At 28.3% G+C, this 20,218-nt stretch carries 15 protein-coding genes; 11 read left to right on the forward strand and 4 right to left on the reverse strand.

Annotated elements, in window-relative coordinates; translation table 11 throughout:
* Positions 1-146 precede the first annotated feature (146 nt).
* The 8 genes from MPF13_RS09065 (at position 147) to MPF13_RS09100 (ending at position 13,149) form a co-directional block, all read left to right on the forward strand.
* Positions 147-3,188, forward strand: a complete 3,042-nt coding sequence (locus MPF13_RS09065; protein ID WP_249982180.1) for a sensor histidine kinase — start codon at positions 147-149, stop codon at positions 3,186-3,188.
* Positions 3,188-3,838, forward strand: coding sequence for a response regulator (locus MPF13_RS09070; RefSeq protein WP_249982181.1), 651 nt, complete (start codon positions 3,188-3,190; stop codon positions 3,836-3,838). Before MPF13_RS09065 ends, MPF13_RS09070 begins: the two co-directional genes overlap by 1 nt.
* A gap of 197 nt (positions 3,839-4,035) precedes the next feature.
* The gene (locus tag MPF13_RS09075) at positions 4,036-6,195 is read left to right on the forward strand and encodes a T9SS type A sorting domain-containing protein (RefSeq protein ID WP_249982182.1); all 2,160 of its coding nucleotides are present in this window, start codon (positions 4,036-4,038) and stop codon (positions 6,193-6,195) included.
* 74 nt (positions 6,196-6,269) lie between these two features.
* Complete coding sequence (locus tag MPF13_RS09080) at positions 6,270-8,051, forward strand: hypothetical protein (protein ID WP_249982183.1); 1,782 nt, start codon at positions 6,270-6,272, stop codon at positions 8,049-8,051.
* A gap of 152 nt (positions 8,052-8,203) precedes the next feature.
* Positions 8,204-10,696 (forward strand): zinc-dependent metalloprotease, encoded by a 2,493-nt coding sequence (locus MPF13_RS09085; protein ID WP_249982184.1) that lies wholly within the window; start codon positions 8,204-8,206, stop codon positions 10,694-10,696.
* A 43-nt stretch (positions 10,697-10,739) separates the two neighbouring features.
* The gene (locus MPF13_RS09090) at positions 10,740-11,405 is read left to right on the forward strand and encodes a DUF4291 domain-containing protein (protein ID WP_249982185.1); all 666 of its coding nucleotides are present in this window, start codon (positions 10,740-10,742) and stop codon (positions 11,403-11,405) included.
* Positions 11,406-11,413: 8 nt separating this feature from the next.
* On the forward strand, positions 11,414-11,893 hold the full coding sequence (locus MPF13_RS09095) for a hypothetical protein (protein WP_249982186.1): 480 nt from the start codon (positions 11,414-11,416) through the stop codon (positions 11,891-11,893).
* 305 nt (positions 11,894-12,198) lie between these two features.
* The gene (locus tag MPF13_RS09100; protein ID WP_249982187.1) at positions 12,199-13,149 is read left to right on the forward strand and encodes a tRNA-dihydrouridine synthase family protein; all 951 of its coding nucleotides are present in this window, start codon (positions 12,199-12,201) and stop codon (positions 13,147-13,149) included.
* Positions 13,150-13,156: 7 nt separating this feature from the next.
* On the opposite strand, the gene MPF13_RS09105 is transcribed toward MPF13_RS09100, so the two are convergent.
* Entirely contained in the window at positions 13,157-14,782 is a 1,626-nt protein-coding gene (locus MPF13_RS09105) for a mechanosensitive ion channel family protein (protein WP_249982188.1), read from the reverse strand.
* Positions 14,783-14,879: 97 nt separating this feature from the next.
* Here MPF13_RS09105 and MPF13_RS09110 point away from each other — a divergent pair, with 97 nt between their 5' ends.
* Together MPF13_RS09110 and MPF13_RS09115 are read left to right on the forward strand one after the other, a co-directional pair.
* Positions 14,880-15,281, forward strand: a complete 402-nt coding sequence (locus MPF13_RS09110) for a Spy/CpxP family protein refolding chaperone (RefSeq protein ID WP_249982189.1) — start codon at positions 14,880-14,882, stop codon at positions 15,279-15,281.
* A 175-nt stretch (positions 15,282-15,456) separates the two neighbouring features.
* Positions 15,457-15,921: a DUF4890 domain-containing protein gene (locus tag MPF13_RS09115; protein WP_249982190.1), complete on the forward strand. Its 465-nt coding sequence runs from the start codon at positions 15,457-15,459 to the stop codon at positions 15,919-15,921.
* Between the two features lie 78 nt (positions 15,922-15,999).
* On the opposite strand, the gene MPF13_RS09120 is transcribed toward MPF13_RS09115, so the two are convergent.
* From MPF13_RS09120 to MPF13_RS09130, 3 genes are all read right to left on the reverse strand, one after another.
* A complete protein-coding gene (locus MPF13_RS09120) occupies positions 16,000-16,515 on the reverse strand; it encodes a gamma carbonic anhydrase family protein (protein WP_249982191.1) in 516 nt (171 codons plus the stop codon).
* Positions 16,516-16,551: 36 nt separating this feature from the next.
* Positions 16,552-17,505 carry a carbon-nitrogen hydrolase family protein gene (locus tag MPF13_RS09125; RefSeq protein ID WP_249982192.1) on the reverse strand — a complete coding sequence of 318 codons (954 nt, stop codon included), beginning with the start codon at positions 17,503-17,505 and terminating at the stop codon, positions 16,552-16,554.
* 329 nt (positions 17,506-17,834) lie between these two features.
* Positions 17,835-18,626 (reverse strand): DUF2797 domain-containing protein, encoded by a 792-nt coding sequence (locus MPF13_RS09130; RefSeq protein WP_249982193.1) that lies wholly within the window; start codon positions 18,624-18,626, stop codon positions 17,835-17,837.
* 83 nt (positions 18,627-18,709) lie between these two features.
* Between MPF13_RS09130 and MPF13_RS09135 the strand changes: the two genes are divergently transcribed.
* The gene (locus MPF13_RS09135) at positions 18,710-20,218 is read left to right on the forward strand and encodes a GH3 auxin-responsive promoter family protein (protein WP_249982194.1); all 1,509 of its coding nucleotides are present in this window, start codon (positions 18,710-18,712) and stop codon (positions 20,216-20,218) included.

A 20,218-nucleotide genomic window follows, 5' to 3' on the forward strand; every position in this document is an offset into this window, starting at 1 on the left:
TAATACCAAAAAATAAAGCTTTTTGTTATTTATTAAAAAAATATATTGTTCTGTTTAAACAGTAAATTTTGAAAAAAACTATAGAAATGGTACATTAGTAAATACTAAGATTCCCTAAAAAATTTGTTAAACGTATTATTTATTTTATGAAAACGTATTTTAAGGTGTTTCTTTTTCTTTTAATGTATTCCCAAATTTATGGGCAAAACATTACTAATTCTATTGAATTAGGCATACCAAAAACCACCAAGTTTTTACCTAATGATTACAATGGTGAAGCTCAAAATTTTGATTTTATTCAAGATGACAAAGGCGTACTTTATGTTGCCAACACAGTTGGCTTTTTAGAATTTAATGGTACAAGTTGGAGAAGTTTTAAACCCAATAATGATGGAGTTCCACTTTCTTTTGCAAAAAACAAGGAGGGTAAAATATATACAGGAGGAACTAGTTTCATTGGGTATTTAGACAAAAACATAAATGGGGAAACAATTTTTATATCGATAGTTAATAAGCTACCCAAAGATTTTGTTATTGGCAATGTTTGGGATATTTTTTTAATAGAAAATGATATTTTTTTTAGAAACGATAAAAATATAATTAAACTAAAAAATGAGGTAATTGAAATTATAGACGCTCCAGAAAATATTCAAAATTTATTTCAATATAACAACCAACTTTTTATCAGCACTAATAAAGGTTTGTATTCTTTAACAAAGAATAAATTTACTTTATTAGATTCTTCAGAAATACCAATTAAAACAGATATAAGAGCCATAGTAAAAGCCAAAAATAACAGTCTTAACGTGGTTACATTAAGAGATGGTATCTTTTCTTTAAAAAACAATAAACTAGTTCCTTTAAAAATTAAAGCTTCCTCTTTTTTTAAAGAAAAAATGGTATTTACGGCTCGAGTTTTAAGTGATAAAAAAATTGCTTTTTCAACTATAAAAGGAGGAATATTGATAACAGATAATTCTTTTAATCCATTATACAGAATTTCAGAAAAAGGAGGACTTTCTAACAACAGTTCTAAAAAAATAAAACAAGATTATCAAGGTAATTTATGGATTGGTAGTGATAAAGGAATCACTAAAATAAATTACCCTATAACTACTACTTTTTTTCATCATAACAAATCAAAAATTGGAACTATAGAAGAAATTACTAGCCATAAAAACGACATATTTATAGGTGCTAGCAATGGTACTTTTAAATTGCATAAAATTTTTCAAGAAGATTTATTAACCGAAAATCATTATCCTGAATTTAAACATTTACCTAATGATCAAATAGATAACTTTGCAAACTTTTCTTTAGGAAATAAATTCCTATTTGGTGGTATGAACCAAACCCAATCTTTTGAAAACGGAAAGTCATCTTTCATAAACTCTTTTAGCCCTAGAAAATTTTACAAATCTATTCATTATCCAAATGTTTTATACATGGGGCATGCTTATGGATGTGAAATACTTTTTCTAAACAAAAACAACAATATTATTTCATCTAAAACAATTAAAAACCTTCCTGAAATAAGAGGTGTTGCAGAAGATAAAAACAAAAATCTTTGGTTAACATCAGTATCTGATGGAGTTTACAAAGTTTCATTTAATGATAATTTTGAAAATATTACAATCAAACAATTTTTAGAAAAAGATGGTCTGCCTTCTTTAAGAGATAATTTGGTTTACAATATTAATAATAATCAGGTATTATATACAACTCATAAAGGATTGTATAAATTTGATGAAATCTCTCAAAATTTTATTCCAGAAACTCGTTTTGGAAATAAATATGCAGGTGGAAAAGATGAGTTTATTTATGCTTTTAATTTTGATAAAAACGAAAATGTTTGGATGCATTCATTCAGAAATAAAATTGCAACTGCAGCTATTAAAAACAATAAAGGCACTTATGATTTATTAGAAAAACCTCTTTTAGATATTGGTAAAATGCAAGCTTATGAAATTTTAAGCGAACCTGATAAAAATGTAGTTTGGTATGGTGGTTCAGATGGTTTAGCAAGATTAGATTTATCAAAAGTAAACACAAAAAAAGATACTATTTTTAATGCTCTTATTTCAAAAATATTAGGTTCAAATGATAGTCTTTTAGTTGGCGGACATCAATTTAACAAATCTAAAAACAACAAATTAGAGGCAAATCATAGAGATATTCGTTTTGAAGTAGGTGCAACAGATTTTACCAACTTAAAAGGAACAAAATATCAATACTTTTTAGAGGGTTATGATACAAAATGGTCTGATTTCACAAAAGAACCTTTTAAAATTTATACAAATCTAAATGATGGAAACTACACTTTTAAAGTAAGAGCAAAAAACGAGCAAGGAAATTTATCTATTCCAGATTTTTACACATTTTCTGTTTTACCTTTTTGGTATGAAACCAAATTATTCAAGTTTTTCACTTTATTATTAATTGTACTCTCTGTAACCCAAATTGTTTATTACTTTTCTAAAAGAAAGTTTGTTAAAAAAGTTCATGAATTAGAGTTAACTCAAAAATATGAAAAAGAAAAAAATGAGGCAGTTGTTAAAGAAAAAGAAAGAGGTTTAAAAGCCTTAATTGACGCACAAGAAAATGAAAGAAGCAGAATTGCAAGAGAATTACATGATGGTGTTGTACAACAAATTGGTAGTGTTATTTTAAAATCTAGACACATTTTATCTAAAATGAATCTACTCGAAACTAAAGAATCTCAAGAATTATTACAAAGCTTAGAAGCTTCTAATCAAGATTTAAGAACAATTTCTCATCAAATGATGCCAAGAGCTTTAAAAGAACTCGGAATTTTATCGGCATTAAATGATTTATTAGAAAACGGATTTGCTTATTCAAAAATTAAATACAGTTTAGAGCATTTTAATATTTCTGAAAGACTGCCGCAAAAAATTGAAGTAACTATTTACAGAATTGTTCAAGAGCTCATTAACAACATCATTAAACATAGTAAAGCTACAGAAGTTAGTGTACAATTATTTAACGCAAATAATGTTATTATTTTAATTGTTGAAGATAATGGCGTTGGTTTTACGTCTGATAAAAATAAAAAAGGAATTGGTTTGTTAAACATTACCAGCAGATTAGATATGGTAAATGGAAATGTAAATTTTGAACCAAGTCCTAAAAGTGGTACTTTAGTAACTATAAAAATTCCATTACAATAATGCCAATTCGAATTCTAATTGCAGATGATCATCCTTTAATTGCAGAAGGAATAAAAAACACTTTTGATAATCTAGAAGATTACCAAGTTGTGGCTGTTGTTAATAATGGTGCTGAAGCTATTAATTTTATAGAACAACATTTGGTAGATATTGCACTTTTAGACATAAATATGCCTATAATGGATGGTATAGAATGTGCAAAAATAATTGCCAAAGATTATAAAGATGTAAAAATAGCAATGCTCTCTATGTATCAAGAATCTTCTATTATTAAAAATTTAATAGATCTTGGTGTTAAAGGTTATATGCTTAAAACAATACCAAGTGATGAACTTTTACTGGCCATTAAAAACATTTATAATGGCAAAGAGTATTTTAATTCTGATGTTACAAAAGCATTACTTTCTAACGATACAATTGCATCTCATCAATTCAAAAAAAAATCGCCATTAGTAGATGAACTTACAACAAGAGAAACTGAAATTTTAAAGTATATTTCTCAAGGCTTTACCAACATTCAAATTGGCGAAAAACTTTTTATTAGCCCAAGAACAGTAGATACTCATAGAACTAACATTATGAGAAAATTAGATGTTAATAACGTGGCTTCTTTAATACGTTTTGCTTTTCAAAACGGACTTACCTCTTAAAAATACGTTAAACAACGTAGTCTTTTAAGTGCATCACTCTATTTTATAAAACTCTTATCCATTTTATTTTTGAAGTGTTAATTCATCACATCCTAAAAAAATAAAATATTTACTGAAACAGTACCCAATTCGCATTTGTTTTTAGGATGAATTAACAAACAAGAATGGGTACTGTTTTTATATTTAAACCACTCACTATGAAAAAACTACTACTTATTTTGTTAACGATTGTATCAATTTCAGTACAGGGTCAAACTTGGACAAAATTGAACTTGCCAGAAACTGGAAAAAAAATTAATGACTTATATGAAGATATTAATGGAAACCTAATTGCACTTACATCTCAAGGTGTATTTAAAAGTACTGATAATGCTAGTAATTGGACATTATTAGACAGAAGTATGGAAGGAAATCGAATTCTACTAACAACCAATAATGGAAATGTTTGGGTTACTGGAGATGGAATTATTAAATACAATGGTTCAACTTCAGATCAACAAGATGATGCTAATGTTGGTAACCCAACAATAATGGCAGAAACAAGTGATGGTAAATTATTTAGCATTGTTAAAGAAGGCACAACTATATGGAATACAAAAGTTTATTTAAAATCTTCTACAGATAATGGTACAACATTTAGTAATAATACTAGTGTATCTAACATTTTAGTAAAAACTAATGTAAATGCAGAACTTTTTGTTAAGAAAAACGATGACATTTTTTACTTAGGTTCTGATAAAAATTTATATAAATCTACAGATAAAGGAGTAACTTTTTCTGCAATGGGTAGTGCAATTAACTATACTAATAAAAACAATAGTATCAGTTTAGATAGAGAGAAAAATAATTTTTACGCTTTATGGGGTTCTAGTAATGCAAAAGATTTATACAAATCTTCAGATGATGGTGCTACTTGGACAAAAATTAACTCAAGTAAATTATATGGAGCAGATAAAATTGTTGCCAATAATGATGTTGTTATTGTACATGGTTCCTGGTCTTTTTCTTATTCTTCTGATGGTGGAACTACTTTTACGAATAAGAGCAGTTTATTCGAATCTGGTAATTTTCCAGAAAAAGTAGTAATTACTTCTACAGGGAAAGTATTTGCTACAAATATTAAAGAAAATGCAATAGTAGAATTAGATTTATCTAACAATACACAATCATTAAAAACAAATGGTTTAGATTATTCAAATACAAAAGGAATCTCTTTTAACGGAACAAGAATTTCTGCTTGTTTAGATGGTTATGCTCATTATACAGATGATTATGGAACAACTTGGAAGCAATTAACTGGAGAAGGTGCTTTTGCAGGAAACACATACGTAGCAAAAAACGGAAAAGTATATACAGCAAGTAGTAAAAGTGGAACTTGGAATGGAGTTTATATTCAAAATGAAACAGATGATTCTATGGTAAAAGTTACTGCAGATGTAAACAGTGTATGGAATATACAAAGTATGTTTGAAGATGATAATAATAACATTTACTGCTTAAGTAATTTAAACGGGTTGTATAAATCTTCAGATGGAATGAGTTTTACTCATATGCCTAATGCTCCTTTTGATAATATTAATGATATGAGCATGTGGTTTGATGAAGGCCTAAAAAGAATTTATGCAATTGTTTCTGGTGAAGCTTATTATTCTGATGATTATGCAGTTACATGGACAAAAGGAACTGCTCTTGCTGTAGCCCAAAACGTGTTTTTTAAAGGAAATGGAGGTATGTGGACTTTTGCCAATAATGGAACGTTCCCTGAAACAGGGTTTTATTTTTCTACTGATTTAACACAATGGACTGGTCCCAAAAAACCAAACATATCTTTTGATCAAAGATGGGATGAACCTGTACAAGGTAATTTAGGGGTTTTATACAGAGCACATAAAGACAATGCTTATCAAGGAGGTACTGTGTTAAAATCTGAAGATGATGGTTTAACTTGGACAGCTTTTGCAGATGGTCTTGAAACTGTTACAGGTTATGGTTTTAATGGTGGTAACAAAGGAGTTCCATATAACGAAATTTTAGCTTCTCATGATAAATTAGTTTTAGGAACAGTTGGCTCTATCTATATAGCAAATCAAGACAATAGCTTATCTACAAATAATTACAATTCTATAGTAGATATCAAAATATTTCCAAATCCAACTTCTAATATTTTAAATCTTAAAATTGAAAATCAACAAATACAATCTGTTAAAGTATTTTCTCTTTTTGGTAAAGAAGTTAAAAGATTCTCAAATAAAACAGCTATTAAAAACATAAACATTTCTAACCTAACTCCTGGTGTTTATTTATTACAAATTAGTACAAACTTAGGTCAATACTCCAAAAAAATAATGAAAAAATAAGGCAAATGCCCTATTTCAAAAAAAAAGAAACTCATTTAGTTTTGTATCACTAACAACCTAAAAAACAACTAAAAATGAAAACCAATAAAAATAAATTTATTTTAGTATTAATGCTATTTGCTTTTTTATCAATAAATGCACAATCTTTTTTAAAGAAAAAAGAAGTAAAAGCCTATAAGTGTGGTTACATACATAAAGAAAGCGTATTTGGTAAATTAAAACCAATGAAACTAATCTCTAAAGTTACAGGAAGTCTTATTAAAGCCAAACCAAAATCTAACTTAAAAGACGTAGCATTAGCAATTTCTTATGCTTCTAGTTTACCTCCTAAAAGTCAGTTAGATTTTGCTACAAAAACTCCAGGTTGGGAAACTTGTGGAGATGGTGTTTCTGTATTTTTCTTAAACTATGAAGGTATTGGTTTAACAGATACAGATGGTGATGTAAAACTAAATGGAACTAAACTTGAAAAAGCAGGAATGGGTACTTATTTTCAAGGATTTTCTGCAGATAAAAGAGGTACTCAAAAAGTAGAAGTTACTAGCTCAAATGGTGGCAAAGTAAACGTGAATATTGAACCTGCAGCTGCTTTAGAAATTATTTCTGTAAACGGAATCTCAAAAGGAGGAGATATAATTATTGATGGAACAAAAGATGTAGTTATCGAATTAAAAAATGGAGATGCAGACCCAGATTCTAAACTCTATGTAGAAATGATTATAAGCGCTATGAGTTTAAAAGTTCAAACACATTTATTTCCTTCTAAAGCAACAAATACAATTGTTATTCCTAAAGAATCTTTTAAAAACTTTGAAAACTCACCTTTACCTTTAGTGAAGAAAAACACTTTAATTGTAACAAGGGTAAAACACCAAATGAACCATAATACTGATGCAGGAGTTATACAAAAAGTAGCAACATTTTCAGATTTTACTCCTTTTTTAGTGAAAGGTGATATTGCTGGTGGAAATTTAATAAAAAACTCTTTTAGTAAAGACAAAAACACCAATACAAAAGCAAAATTTAAAACGGTTGAAGGAGAATATAATGTTAAATTAAATAAAGGTAATCCTTATACACATCCGCCTTTAGATAAAATGAAGAATATTGGTATTTCATCTTTTGTAGTTAGAGGAAATTTATACAAAAAGAAAACAACCACCTCAACTTCTACATCTTATGGTTTTCAAACAAAAACTATAACAACAACAAAAACAACCGTAAAAAAATGGTTTCCAGGTTTAACAGATAATACATGGCAAGCGTTTGTAAATAAAGTATATGATAAGTTTAAAAACAATTTAAATAGTTTAGGTGTAAATGTTATGTCTGTAAATGATATTACTAACACCAAAGCATATTCTGAAATGAAACCAATTTTAGATACTGTTACAGGAACGTTTATAGAAAAAGGTGCATATGGTACAAAAAGATTAATAAGAACTGGCGCTTTAGATTATATTAAAGACATAAAAACTACGTTTCCTGCAGATTATACTAACGAAAAAATTATTAAACAATTAAATTTAGATGGATTAATTGCTGTAACCATAGATTTAGATTTTGATATAGAAAGTGAAGGTTTAAATCCTGTTATAAAAATTGTAGCTTTTGCACCAAATGTATCTTACAAAACACCTGCAAAATATTTTGAAATGGATTTTTCTACTAAAGCAAAATCATTAAAAGAAGCAGGTAAATACAATGGTTTAACTGGTGGGCCAGAAGATGCTATTTATAAAATAATTAAAGGAGATGAATTTATGAATGCCTTTAATTTAGCCATAGATGAACTAAAAAAAGGAGAAAAAGAAAATCCTGCATATCATGCAATTTGGAAAGATAGAATGAATTAAAAAAAAAGAAAAAGTAGTATTAATATAAGCATCCAAAAATATTTTTTGGATGCTTTTTTATGTTAAAATAGTATTGTCTGTTTAACATTTCTTTAAGAAACCAACAACTATGGTTTGCTTAATTTCGAAGACAATTCAAATAAACATTTATTATGACAAAAAAAATACTTTCTAGATTACTTCTAGTTGTTTTTGTATTAGGTTTTTCTACTGAAACTGATGCTCAGTTTTGGAAAAAAAAGAAAAAAGAAGTTACAAAAACAACTCTAAAACCAAAGCCTAAACCTAAAAAAGGAGCTATGCAACCTTATGGTAAAGTGGTTACTAAAGATCACAAAACTGATAAAGGTTTATTTAAGGTTCATCAAAAAGATAATTCTTATTTATTCGAAATACCAGATTCTCTTATAAATAGAGAAATGTTAATGGTAACCAGAATTGCTAAAACTGCTAGCGGAATTGGATTTGGTGGAGGAAAAACCAACACTCAAGTTTTACGTTGGGAAAGAAAAAATAAAAACATCCTTTTACGAGTTGTTTCACATAACGTAGTTGCTGATACTGTTTTACCAGTGCATGAAGCTGTAGTAAATTCTAATTTAGAACCAATTTTATTTTCATTTCCTATAAAAGCTATCAGTAAAGATTCTACTGCAACAGTTATAGATGCAACAACATTATTTTCTACAGATGTAAAACCTTTGGGGTTACCAAGTTATTACAGAAAATTTTATCAAGCTACAAGAATGGATAAAACTCGTTCTTATATTGATAGAGTAAGTAGTTACCCTCAAAATATAGAAATAAGACATGTAAAAACATATTTTGCAAACAAAGCTCCTTCAAATAGAGCTTTAGGATCTATTACTATAGAAATGAGTAACTCTATGGTATTATTACCTAAAGTACCTATGAAGCGTCGTTATTTTGACGAACGAGTTGGATGGTTTGCTAGAGGTCAAGTAGATTATGGTTTAGATGCACAAAAAAGCAAAACTGTAACTTATTTAGATAGATATCGTTTAGAAGTTAAAGATGAAGATATCGAAAAATTTAAAAGAGGTGAATTAGTTGAGCCTAAAAAACAAATTGTGTATTATGTAGATAGAGCAACTCCAGAAGAGTGGGTTCCATACATTATACAAGGTGTAAATGATTGGCAAGTTGCTTTTGAAGCTGCAGGTTTTAAAAATGCAATTATTGCAAAAAGAGCTCCAACTAAAGAAGAAGATCCAGATTATAGTCCAGAAGACATTCGTTATTCTGTAATTCGTTATTTAGCTTCTCCAATTCCAAATGCAAACGGACCTCATGTTAGTGATCCAAGATCTGGAGAAATTTTAGAATCAGATATCAATTGGTATCATAATGTAATGACACTTTTACACGATTGGTTCTTTATACAAACAGCAGCTATAAATCCAGATGCTAGAAGCAATAACTTTAAAACAGAAACTATGGGAGAACTAATTAAGTTTGTGTCTTCTCATGAGTTAGGTCATACTTTAGGATTACCACATAATATGGGAAGTTCTACTGCATATCCAGTAGATTCTTTACGTTCTGCAACTTTTACAAAAAAATATGGAACAGCTCCATCAATTATGGATTATGCTCGTTTTAATTATATAGCTCAACCAGAAGATAAAGGTGTTGCATTAATGCCAAATATTGGTGTTTATGATAAATATGCAATTGCTTGGGGTTATAGACCAATTTTAGGGAAAACTGCTAAAGAAGAAAAACCAATTTTAGACTCTTGGATTTTAAAACACGAAGGAGATTTAATGTATAGATTTGGACATCAACAAGCTGGTGGTGTTGTAGATCCTAGTTCTCAAACTGAAGATTTAGGAGACAATGCTATGAAAGCTTCTATGTACGGAATTAAAAACTTAAAAAGAATTTTACCAAACTTAGAAAAATGGACTTCTGAAAAAGGTGAAAACTATGACAACTTATCTACAATGTATGGACAAGTTTTAAGTCAATTTAATAGATATATGGGGCATGTAACTGCAAATGTTGGTGGTGTTTATGAATTTTATAAAACTACAGACCAAGAAGGAGCAGTTTATACACATGTAGATAAAGCAACTCAAAAAGAAGCTTTAAAATTTGTTGTAGATAATTTATTTAAAACACCTACTTGGATGTTAGATAAAAACATTTTTAGCAAAACAGAGTTTTCTGGTTCTGTAGAAAGAGTTAGAGCTTTACAGGCTAGAACTTTAAACAACATGTTAGATCCTGGTAGAATGGCACGTTTGATTGAAAATGAAACTGCTAATGGAAACAAAGCATACTCTTTAGTTAGTATGATGAGCGATTTAAGAAAAGGTGTTTGGAGTGAAATTTATACTGGAAAATCTATTGATACTTACAGAAGAAATTTACAAAGAGTTTATTTAGATAGATTAGACTATCTATTAAACAAGGCTAAAAACCAAAGAGCTGCTAACAGAGGATACTTTAAACAAAGTGGAATTACAGTAAATCAATCTGACATTAAATCTGTAGCAAGAGGAGAATTAAAACGTTTACAACGTGATGCAAGAGCTGCTTCTAACAGAGGAAACTCTTTAACTCGTTACCACCTACAAGATGTAGTAGATAGAATTTCAAAAATTTTAGACCCTAAGTAATCTAAAAAATTGAAATAAAAATTATAAAACCTCATCTTAACTGATGAGGTTTTTTTTTATTTTAGACAAAATGAATTTAAAAACTATAAAATACAAAGATTACGAATCTAATTTACCCCAAACTGGTAATCATATAGTTGGACAAGAAGAAGGAAAAAACATAATTGTTTATCAAGCTTTTAACCCAAAAATTGCAGATTATGCTATTAAACATCAAGTTTTTGGAGGCGATTATTATAAGTTTTCTAGAATGACATGGATAAAACCTAATTTTCTATGGATGATGTATAGAGCAGGTTGGGCAATGAAAGAACATCAACAAAAAATACTAGCTATTACAATTCCAAAAGTGAAGTTTGAAGAAATTTTAAAGCAAGCTGTTCATTCTAAATTTGAAGAAAATTTATATGAAACTCAAGAAAACTGGAAATCTAAATTAAATAATTCTGAAATTCGTTTACAATGGGATCCAGATCATGATCCTCATGGAAACAAACACACCAGAAAAGCAATTCAATTAGGTTTAAAAGGAGAAATTTTGAAAAAATTTGCCAAAGAATGGATTGTTAGTATTGAAGATATTACTCCTTTTGCTCAAGAACAAAAAAGGTTATTAGATGCTAAAATGATGGACGAATTTTCGGTTATAAAAGAAAAGCTTATTGAAATAAAAGATTTTCAAATTAAAAAAAACATCAACCTGAGTTAAATAAAAACATGAAATACACACTTATAGAAAATAGATCTGTTAATCCAGAAAATATTAGTTGTAATTATTTTTCTCCACAAGAAAAATTATTGGATAATATTGAAGTTTTAATTGCTTCTTTTAAAGGCACGTATCCTGATGGTTCTTTAGGAAGAGATTATGCTACTTTTATTTCTAAAAAAGTAATTACTGGTTTAATAGACTTTGATCCAGATTGTGTTATTTTAGATTTTAGAGAATTAACATACAATTGGGGAAACTCAATTTTAAGAGTTTTTCAAGAAATTGAAGCCTTAAAAGATGCTGATAAAACACCTGAAGAACCTGCTTTTCCTATATTGGTTTTAGTTTCAGAAAAATCTAAAAACGGTATTGTTTCTCTTTTAACACCAGCTACAAGTAATACAATTCCAAATTTTATTTTTGAAGATATTAATTTAGCCATTAAAGAAGCAGAAAAAAGAGGTAAATTTTGGTTAGATAATTAAAAATGATTAAAACCTTCAACATAACTCTGGCTATATTGATACTGTTAAGTAATCTATATTTCATTTATATTACATGTATAATAATTTCTACAACTGGAGGCCCTTTTGGTTTTGGTAGTTTAATTCTTCCTTTTACTTTTTTGGCTCATTTATTTATCATACCCAGTGTAATAGTACTTAAAAAGAAACATCATAAAAACCCTATTTTATTACTTGTAAACACTATTGCAATTACTTATTTTCTCTTAATTTTAATTTTGTTTTTAGTTTAAAAACTATTCTATATTTGCAACTCAATATTTTAAATGAGTCACACGTTACTTTCTTCACCATTACAAGGTTTTACAGATTTTAAATTCAGAAATGCATTCAATCATTTCTTTGGAGGCATAGATACTTTTTATGCTCCATACATTCGTTTAAACGGAAAAATGGTAATTAAAAATTCTTACAAAAGAGATATTGCTTTAGAAAATAATACTGAGCTAGAAGTAATTCCGCAAATTATAACCAATGATGTTGATGAATTTTTGTTTGTATCTAAATACATTAGAGAGTTAGGTTATAAAGAATTAAACTGGAATTTAGGTTGCCCATATCCTATGGTTACAAAACGTGGAATGGGTTCTGGTTTAATACATGATTCTAAAAAAATTGATAGTATTCTTCATAGAGTTCATAACGAATCTGATGTTTTAGTTTCTATGAAAATGAGAATGGGTTATGAAAATCCTGAAGAAATTTTAGATACTTTACCTATTTTAGATAAATATCCGCTTAAAAACATTGCAATACATGCAAGAATTGGAAAACAACTCTACAAAGGTGGAACAGATTTAGGTGCTTTTCAAAAATGTTTAGACAACACCAAACACAAAATGTATTATAATGGTGATATTACTTCTGTAGCAGCCTTTAAAGAACTACAAGAACGTTTTCCTTCTATAGATCATTGGATGATTGGTAGAGGTTTAATTGCAGATCCTTTTTTACCAAGTATGATTAAAAACAATACTACTGAATACCCTAAAAATAAAATCGATATTTTTAGTGAATTCCATGATCGTATTTTTAAAGAATACGATGCTGCTCTTTCTGGTCCTACTCCTATTAGAATGAAAATGCTTGGTTTTTGGGAATACTTTTCTCAAAGTTTTGAAAATCCACAGAAGACTTACAAAAAAATTAAAAAAGCAAAAAGCGTAAAAAACTATACCATTGCAGTAAGAGAAATTTTAAAAGAAGCTAAAAGATAAAAACAGCCTACTCTTTTTCAAATTTTTCTTTAGAAAATTCTTTTACCACTTTATCAATTACGGCATCAATTCTTTCTTGATTTACATCGTATTTTAAACTAAATCCTTTTTTCTCTGGAAACTGTTCAATAGTAACAGTTGTAGATGGAAATGCAAAATCTACACCTAATTCTTTAGCTAATTTTACAATGGCAATATGCAATCTGTGTTTAGAAGATTGTTCTATACCCCAAGCTAAACTTTTAAAATAAACATTTACCATTATTAATAAAGCAGAATCACCAAAACCAGTAAATTCTACATTATAAGAATCTGATCTTGTTTCTGGATGAGCAATTACAATTTCTCTAACACCTTTAACAAAAGCTTCAATTAATTCTGGAGGTGTGTCATAACGTAATCCTAAATTGGTGTTGTAACGTCTAAACAATCTTAATCCTTTATTGTTAATTACCAATTCAGACAATTTACTGTTTGGTATTTGATATACAGATGTATCTGCAGCACGTACTTGAGTAGATCTAAAACCAACTTTTTCTACAGTACCAACAACTTCTCCAGCCTCAATCCAATCTTCTATATGAAAAGGTTTATCAACAAAAATCATGATAGTACCAATCAAATTTTTAACAGTATCTTGAGATGCTAATGCAAATGCTAAACCTCCAATTGTTGCACCTGCTAACATTGTTGTAGCATCAACCCCAAAAAGAATTAACAATCTAAAAATACCTACAACAATTACAATACCTGTAAAGAAACTATGCAAAATTGGCACCAATTGGTCATCTAGTTTACCATGAGTTCTTTCTGTAAATTCTGCATATACACGCATTATTACTTGCACTAGTTTTAAGAAAACATAAATCCAAAAAACAGTAACAGCAATATTTAATGCTAAGAAAACCCATGTATTAACCTCTAAACCAAATTGTAACGATGGAAAAACTTTGTCTACAAATGCAACTGTAATTAATAAGCTAATAGGATGTGCTAACTTTTTTAGCACTTTATTAACTTCTATATTGGTGTTTTTAGTAATTTGATGTTGAATTTTTCTAAGGAAGAAAAAAGCAATTCTTTTAACAATTAGAAAGATAAAAAAGCACAAAGCCAGCATTAATAATAAAGCTACAAACTGCCACAATTCTATTCCAAGAAATTTTTTATGACCAGAAACTGGAATTATATTCTGTAATTTTTGAACATACCAAGGAAATACCTCTTTATATAAACCTTCAATTTTAGCTATAGTTTCTGAAGAATAATACCAGTTATCACCAATTTTTTCTACATAAATTTGAGGCATTCTTTGTGGAAACAATACATATCTATAATAAGAAGAATAGCCAATAGTATCTTTATAATTAGTATTAGTTGGTATTCTATTTACATCAACATATAAACCTTTACCATCTAATACCTGTTTTATTTTTATTGCTTTTTCAATTGCTTTTTCTTCTGGCAAACCCAAAATTGTTTTAGCAGCTTTTATAGGCTCATAAGAATCTGTTTGTAAAAAATACAAATGCGTATAAACTGTAGCATGAGGGTTACTTATATCTACTTTTATACTGTCTTGAGCCACAGAAAATAACGGCAACAATAATACTAACAACAAAAATCTTTTCATCTGTACTTTGTTAAAAAGGTGTTAAACAAAAAACAAATTTAAACCTTTTCATTTTTTAATGGTCTAAGAACTGAAATAAAAACACAATAACAATTAAATGAGAAATATAATAACAATATTAGTTTTAGTATTTGCTTTTACTTTAAATACACAAGCACAAAAAAAGGGTGGAAAAGCATCTGTTGAAAAGATGTTACAAAAAATGACTAAAAGCTTAAACTTAACAGAAGCACAACAAAGTAAAATAAAACCATTATTAGTTGCTCAACTTGCAGAAAGAAAAGCAATGAATGAAAAAAGAAAGGCTTTAAAAGAATCTGGACAAAAACCTTCTAAAGAAGTTAGACAAAAACTAAGAAGTGAAAGGTTAGCAAATGAAACTGAAATGAATACTAAAATGGCTGCAATTTTAGATGCAGAACAGTTAGCAAAATTTAAATCTATTGCTAAAAAAAGAAAAGAGAAAGCTAAAGAAAAAATGAAAAATAGAAAATTATAAGATAACTAGTTTTGGGTTGATTAGTTTATTAAAAAACTCGGTTTCTTTTTGAAACCGAGTTTTTATTTTTATAACAAAAAACATGTTAAAGACTTGTTAAACAAAATTTTACATTAAACCTTTTTAATTTTACATAGTCATAGAAGTATAAATAAAAACATAAAAATATTTAGATATGAAAAATTTAGTAAGCATTTTAGTATTAGTATTTGCATTTACATTTACAACACAAGCTCAAAAAAGACGTGGAGAAAAAGGACCAAAATTAACAGTAGAGCAACAAACTACTTTAGCTGTTAAAAAAATGACATTGGCTTTAGATTTATCTGAAAAACAACAGAAGCAAATAAAACCAATTATAATGGCAAATATGGCAGAAAGAAAAGCTGCTATGGAAAAAAGAAAAACTGCCAGAGAAAATAAAAAAAGACCTACTTCTGATGAAATGTTTGAAATGAAGAGTAAAATGTTAGACAAACAAATCAAAATGAAGAATACAATGAAAAACATCTTAAATAAAGAACAATTTGAGAAGTTTGAAAAAATGCAAAAAGGAAGAAAAAGAATGGCTATGAAGAAAATGAAAGGAAAAAAAGGAGCAAAAGGTAAAAAAGGATCTAAAGGAAGAAACAATAAATAATTAGTTTGGTTGATTAATTAAAAAGCCCGAATTCTTAATTGAGTTCGGGTTTTTGTTTTATAATTAAATACTCAAATATTATTCTTTAAACCAACTAGAATATTTTAAATAATTATTAGCTATTCTATCTATTTCTCCAGAAATTAATTCTTCAGAAATATCTTTCACTTTTTTAGCAGGTACACCAGCGTAAATACTTCCACTTTCTATTTTTGTATTCTTTGTAACTACTGCTCCTGCTGCAATTATAGAGTTAGATTCTACTACACAATCATCCATAATAATTGCACCCATACCTACCAAAACGTTATCATGTATTGTACAACCATGTACAATAGCATTATGTCCTATAGAAACGTTATTACCAATTGTAGTTGGAGATTTTTGATACGTTGCATGAATTACAGCACCATCTTGTATGTTTACTTTATTTCCAATTTTTATATAATGTACATCTCCTCTAATTACAGCATTAAACCAAATACTACATTCTTTTCCTAGAGAAACTTCGCCAACAATTGTTGCATTTTCTGCAACGTAACAATCTTCTGGAATTTGTGGATGTTTACCTCTAACTGGTTTTATTATTATCATTATTCTTGTTTTTTTCTATTTGAAAATACGTTTATTTTAATCTTTATAAAAAACTGTGCTTTGTCTTTCTCTATTTACATGCAATTTAGTTACATCTGGCCTAGAATAATGTCCAACACAATCAAAATTTTGTCTTTCTTCTAAAACTCTATTAAAATCTAAAGTTTCTATAATTAAACCTTCTTTATTCAAAACAGGCTCTACAAGCCATTCTCCATTTGGAGAAGCAATACAAGAACCTCCATTTGCTAAAATTTCTGGTGATTCTTCTAGTATTTTTTCTACATGAGGAACATTATCATTAAAATCTGATTTTGCCATTAAACTAGAAACAGAAATTACAAAAGAACGAGATTCTCTAGCAATAAAACGTGTAATATCTTTTGTATTATGATCGCTCCCAGGCCAAACTGCAATGTGTAAATTTTCTCCTAAACCATACAAAGCTGTTCTTGGTAAAGGCATCCAATTTTCCCAACAATTTAAACCTCCAACAGTAAACTCTTTTAAAGGATGAACTTGTAATCCATTTCCATCTCCAGGAGCCCAAGTTAAACGTTCATCATAAGTTGGTTGTAATTTTCTATGAACAGATTTTATGATTCCTTCTTCATTTATGTACACTAAAGAAGCATAAATACTATGCCCACCTCTATTTTGTGCACGTTCCATAATTCCTAAATAAATAGCAATTTTGTTTTCTTTTGCCAATTTACAAATGGAATCTAACTCACCTTTTTCTATAGTAATAGAATTACGAACATAATGAGCGTGAATTTCTTTATTTACTTTTAAATCCCATTTTGCACCTTCTGTTAACGCTAACCAAAAAGGATAACCTGGTAACAAAGCTTCTCCAAAAACAATGAGTTCGCAACTTTCTTTTGCTGCATCTACAATTGACTTCTCAATCTTTTCAATTGTTTTTTCTTTGTTTAACCAAACTGGTGATATTTGTGCTAATGCTACTTTTAGAATATTGTTTTTCATAATTAATTTATCTAAAGTAAAAGAAATATTATTCCTGTCAATATTATAATCAAAAATAAATAACCTAAAAATTTTGATAACTTATTTACATTTTTCTTATATCTAATATTTTTATTTTCTAACTTCCAATTGAAAGTTAATAAAGAACTAATCAATAATTCATATGAATCAAATGAAAAAGGACTTAAAAATGGAAACCATTTATATTTGTTCTTATTTTGAGAATAATAAATCCAAATGTTTTGATAAAAAATAATTGAATTTATGACAATCATCAAAAACCATTCAATAAAAAAAACAACTTTTAATACTTCCTTCATTAGTTCAATTTAAACCTCTAAAGAAACCACCAAACCTTCATTTGCTCTTACATTAAAAACAGTTTGATCTTCAAAAATTAAGTATTGTCCTTTAATTCCAACCAATTTTCCTGAATAATTTGGTGTTTTAATTAAATTTAAACTTTTAGGTTTTTCTGGATATTGAACAACAGGAAAATTTAAATGTGTTTCAGCATTATTTTCTATAAAATATTCTCTGGCTTCATCTGGTATAAATTCTTTTAATTTATCTCGCCACTCAACCAAATTTGCATCTTCAATATCATTTTTTAGCATTTTACGCCAATTGGTTTTATCTGCTACATGATTTTTAAGAGCAACTTCTGTAATTCCTGCTAAATAACGATTTGGCACCTCAACAATTTCTATTGCTTCATGTGCTCCTTGATCTATCCAACGTGTTGGCACTTGCTGTTTTCTGGTAACACCTACTTTTATATTACTTGAGTTTGCTAAATACACAATATGTGGTTGTAATTGTGCTGCTTTTTCATAAGCTAAATCTCGGTCTTCTATACCTAAATGTGCTTTACTTAACTCTGGTCTCATAATCCAATCTCCAGCATTTGGTGTTTCAAAAAAACAAGATTGACAAAAACCTTGTCTATAAATTTTCTTTTCTAAGCCACAATTTAAACATTCATAAGTAACAAAAGAAATAGATATTTCTTTGTTTAACAACTGATTGATGTTTAAAAAATCGGTTTTCATATCTAAATAATACTGAATTTCATCAGCATTTTCAGTCATCATTTTTTTTAAAACTCCTTGATAGTTCATATAAAAGATTTTAGTATTTTTATTGTGCGATTTAAAAATCTAATTCGTTTTAAAAATCGAACTAAACAAACTTACGAATTTCTATGGCGTTTCAAATTATCAATTCTATAATTTCTTGGTTCTTAAAGAAACGAAAACATCAAATAGAATTGTTTTTAAAATATCCTGTTGATGTACAAAACGAACTACTTTTAAAGCTCTTAAATACTGCAAAAAACACAAAATTTGGTAAAGAAAAAGAGTTTTCGTCTATTAAAAATCATGCAGATTTTACTAATAAAGTTCCTATTCAGAAATACGAAACTTTTGAGCCTTTAATTGAAAGGTGTAGAAAAGGTGAACAGAATTTATTTTGGCCAACAGACATAAAATGGTTTGCAAAAAGTAGTGGAACCACCAATGCAAAAAGTAAATTTATTCCTGTTTCTGAGGAATCTTTAGAATATTGCCACATGAAAGCTGGTAAAGATATGTTGTGCTTGTACATTAATAATAACGAAGATACTCAGCTATTTACTGGTAAAGGTTTAAAATTAGGTGGTAGTTCTGAAATTTACAAAGACAACAATTCTTATTTTGGAGATTTATCTGCAATTATTACAGAAAACTTACCTTTTTGGGCAGATTTTAGCTCTGCTCCTAGTCAAGAAACTGCATTATTAGCAGAATGGGAAACTAAAATGGAAGCTATTATTGATGAAACTATTCATGAAGATATTACCAGTTTAGTAGGTGTACCAAGTTGGATGCTGGTGTTATTAAATCGTGTGTTAGAAAGAACAGGAAAAAATAATATTTTAGAAGTTTGGCCTAATTTAGAAGTGTATTTTCATGGTGGTGTAAACTTTAATCCATATAGAGAACAGTATAAAAAACTGATTCCTAAAAAAGAGTTTAAATATTATGAAACCTATAATGCGTCTGAAGGTTTCTTTGCTATTCAAGATAGAAATAACTCTAAAGAATTGTTATTAATGTTAGATTACGGAATTTTCTATGAATTTATTCCGATGACAGATTATAAAGGAGAAAACTCTAAAACAATAACTTTAGCAGATGTTAAAAAAGGAATAGATTATGCTTTAGTAATTACTACAAACAGTGGTTTATGGCGTTATTCTATTGGAGATACAATTCGTTTTACCTCTTTAGATCCTTATAGGATTAAAATTACAGGAAGAACCAAACATTATATTAATGTTTTTGGTGAGGAACTAAATATTGAAAATGTAGAAGATGCTTTAAAACTTACTTGTGATAAAACAAATGCAAGTATTACTGATTACACTGTAGGTCCTATTTTTATGAAAGATAAAAAAAGTGGTGGTCATGAGTGGATTATAGAATTTAGTAAAAAACCGAATAATATGGATTATTTTACTGAAATTTTAGACAACGCATTAAAGTCTATCAATTCTGATTATGAAGCAAAACGTTACAACTCTTTAACTTTAGCAATGCCAAAAATACATGTAGCCAAAGATGGCTTATTTTATAGTTGGTTAAAGAAAAAAGGCAAACTTGGTGGGCAGCATAAAATACCAAGATTATCTAATAAAAGAGCATTTGTAGAAGAGTTATTAGAATTATAA

It is taken from the genome of Polaribacter sp. Z022 (assembly GCF_023555495.1).
Taxonomy (GTDB): Bacteria; Bacteroidota; Bacteroidia; order Flavobacteriales; family Flavobacteriaceae; genus Polaribacter.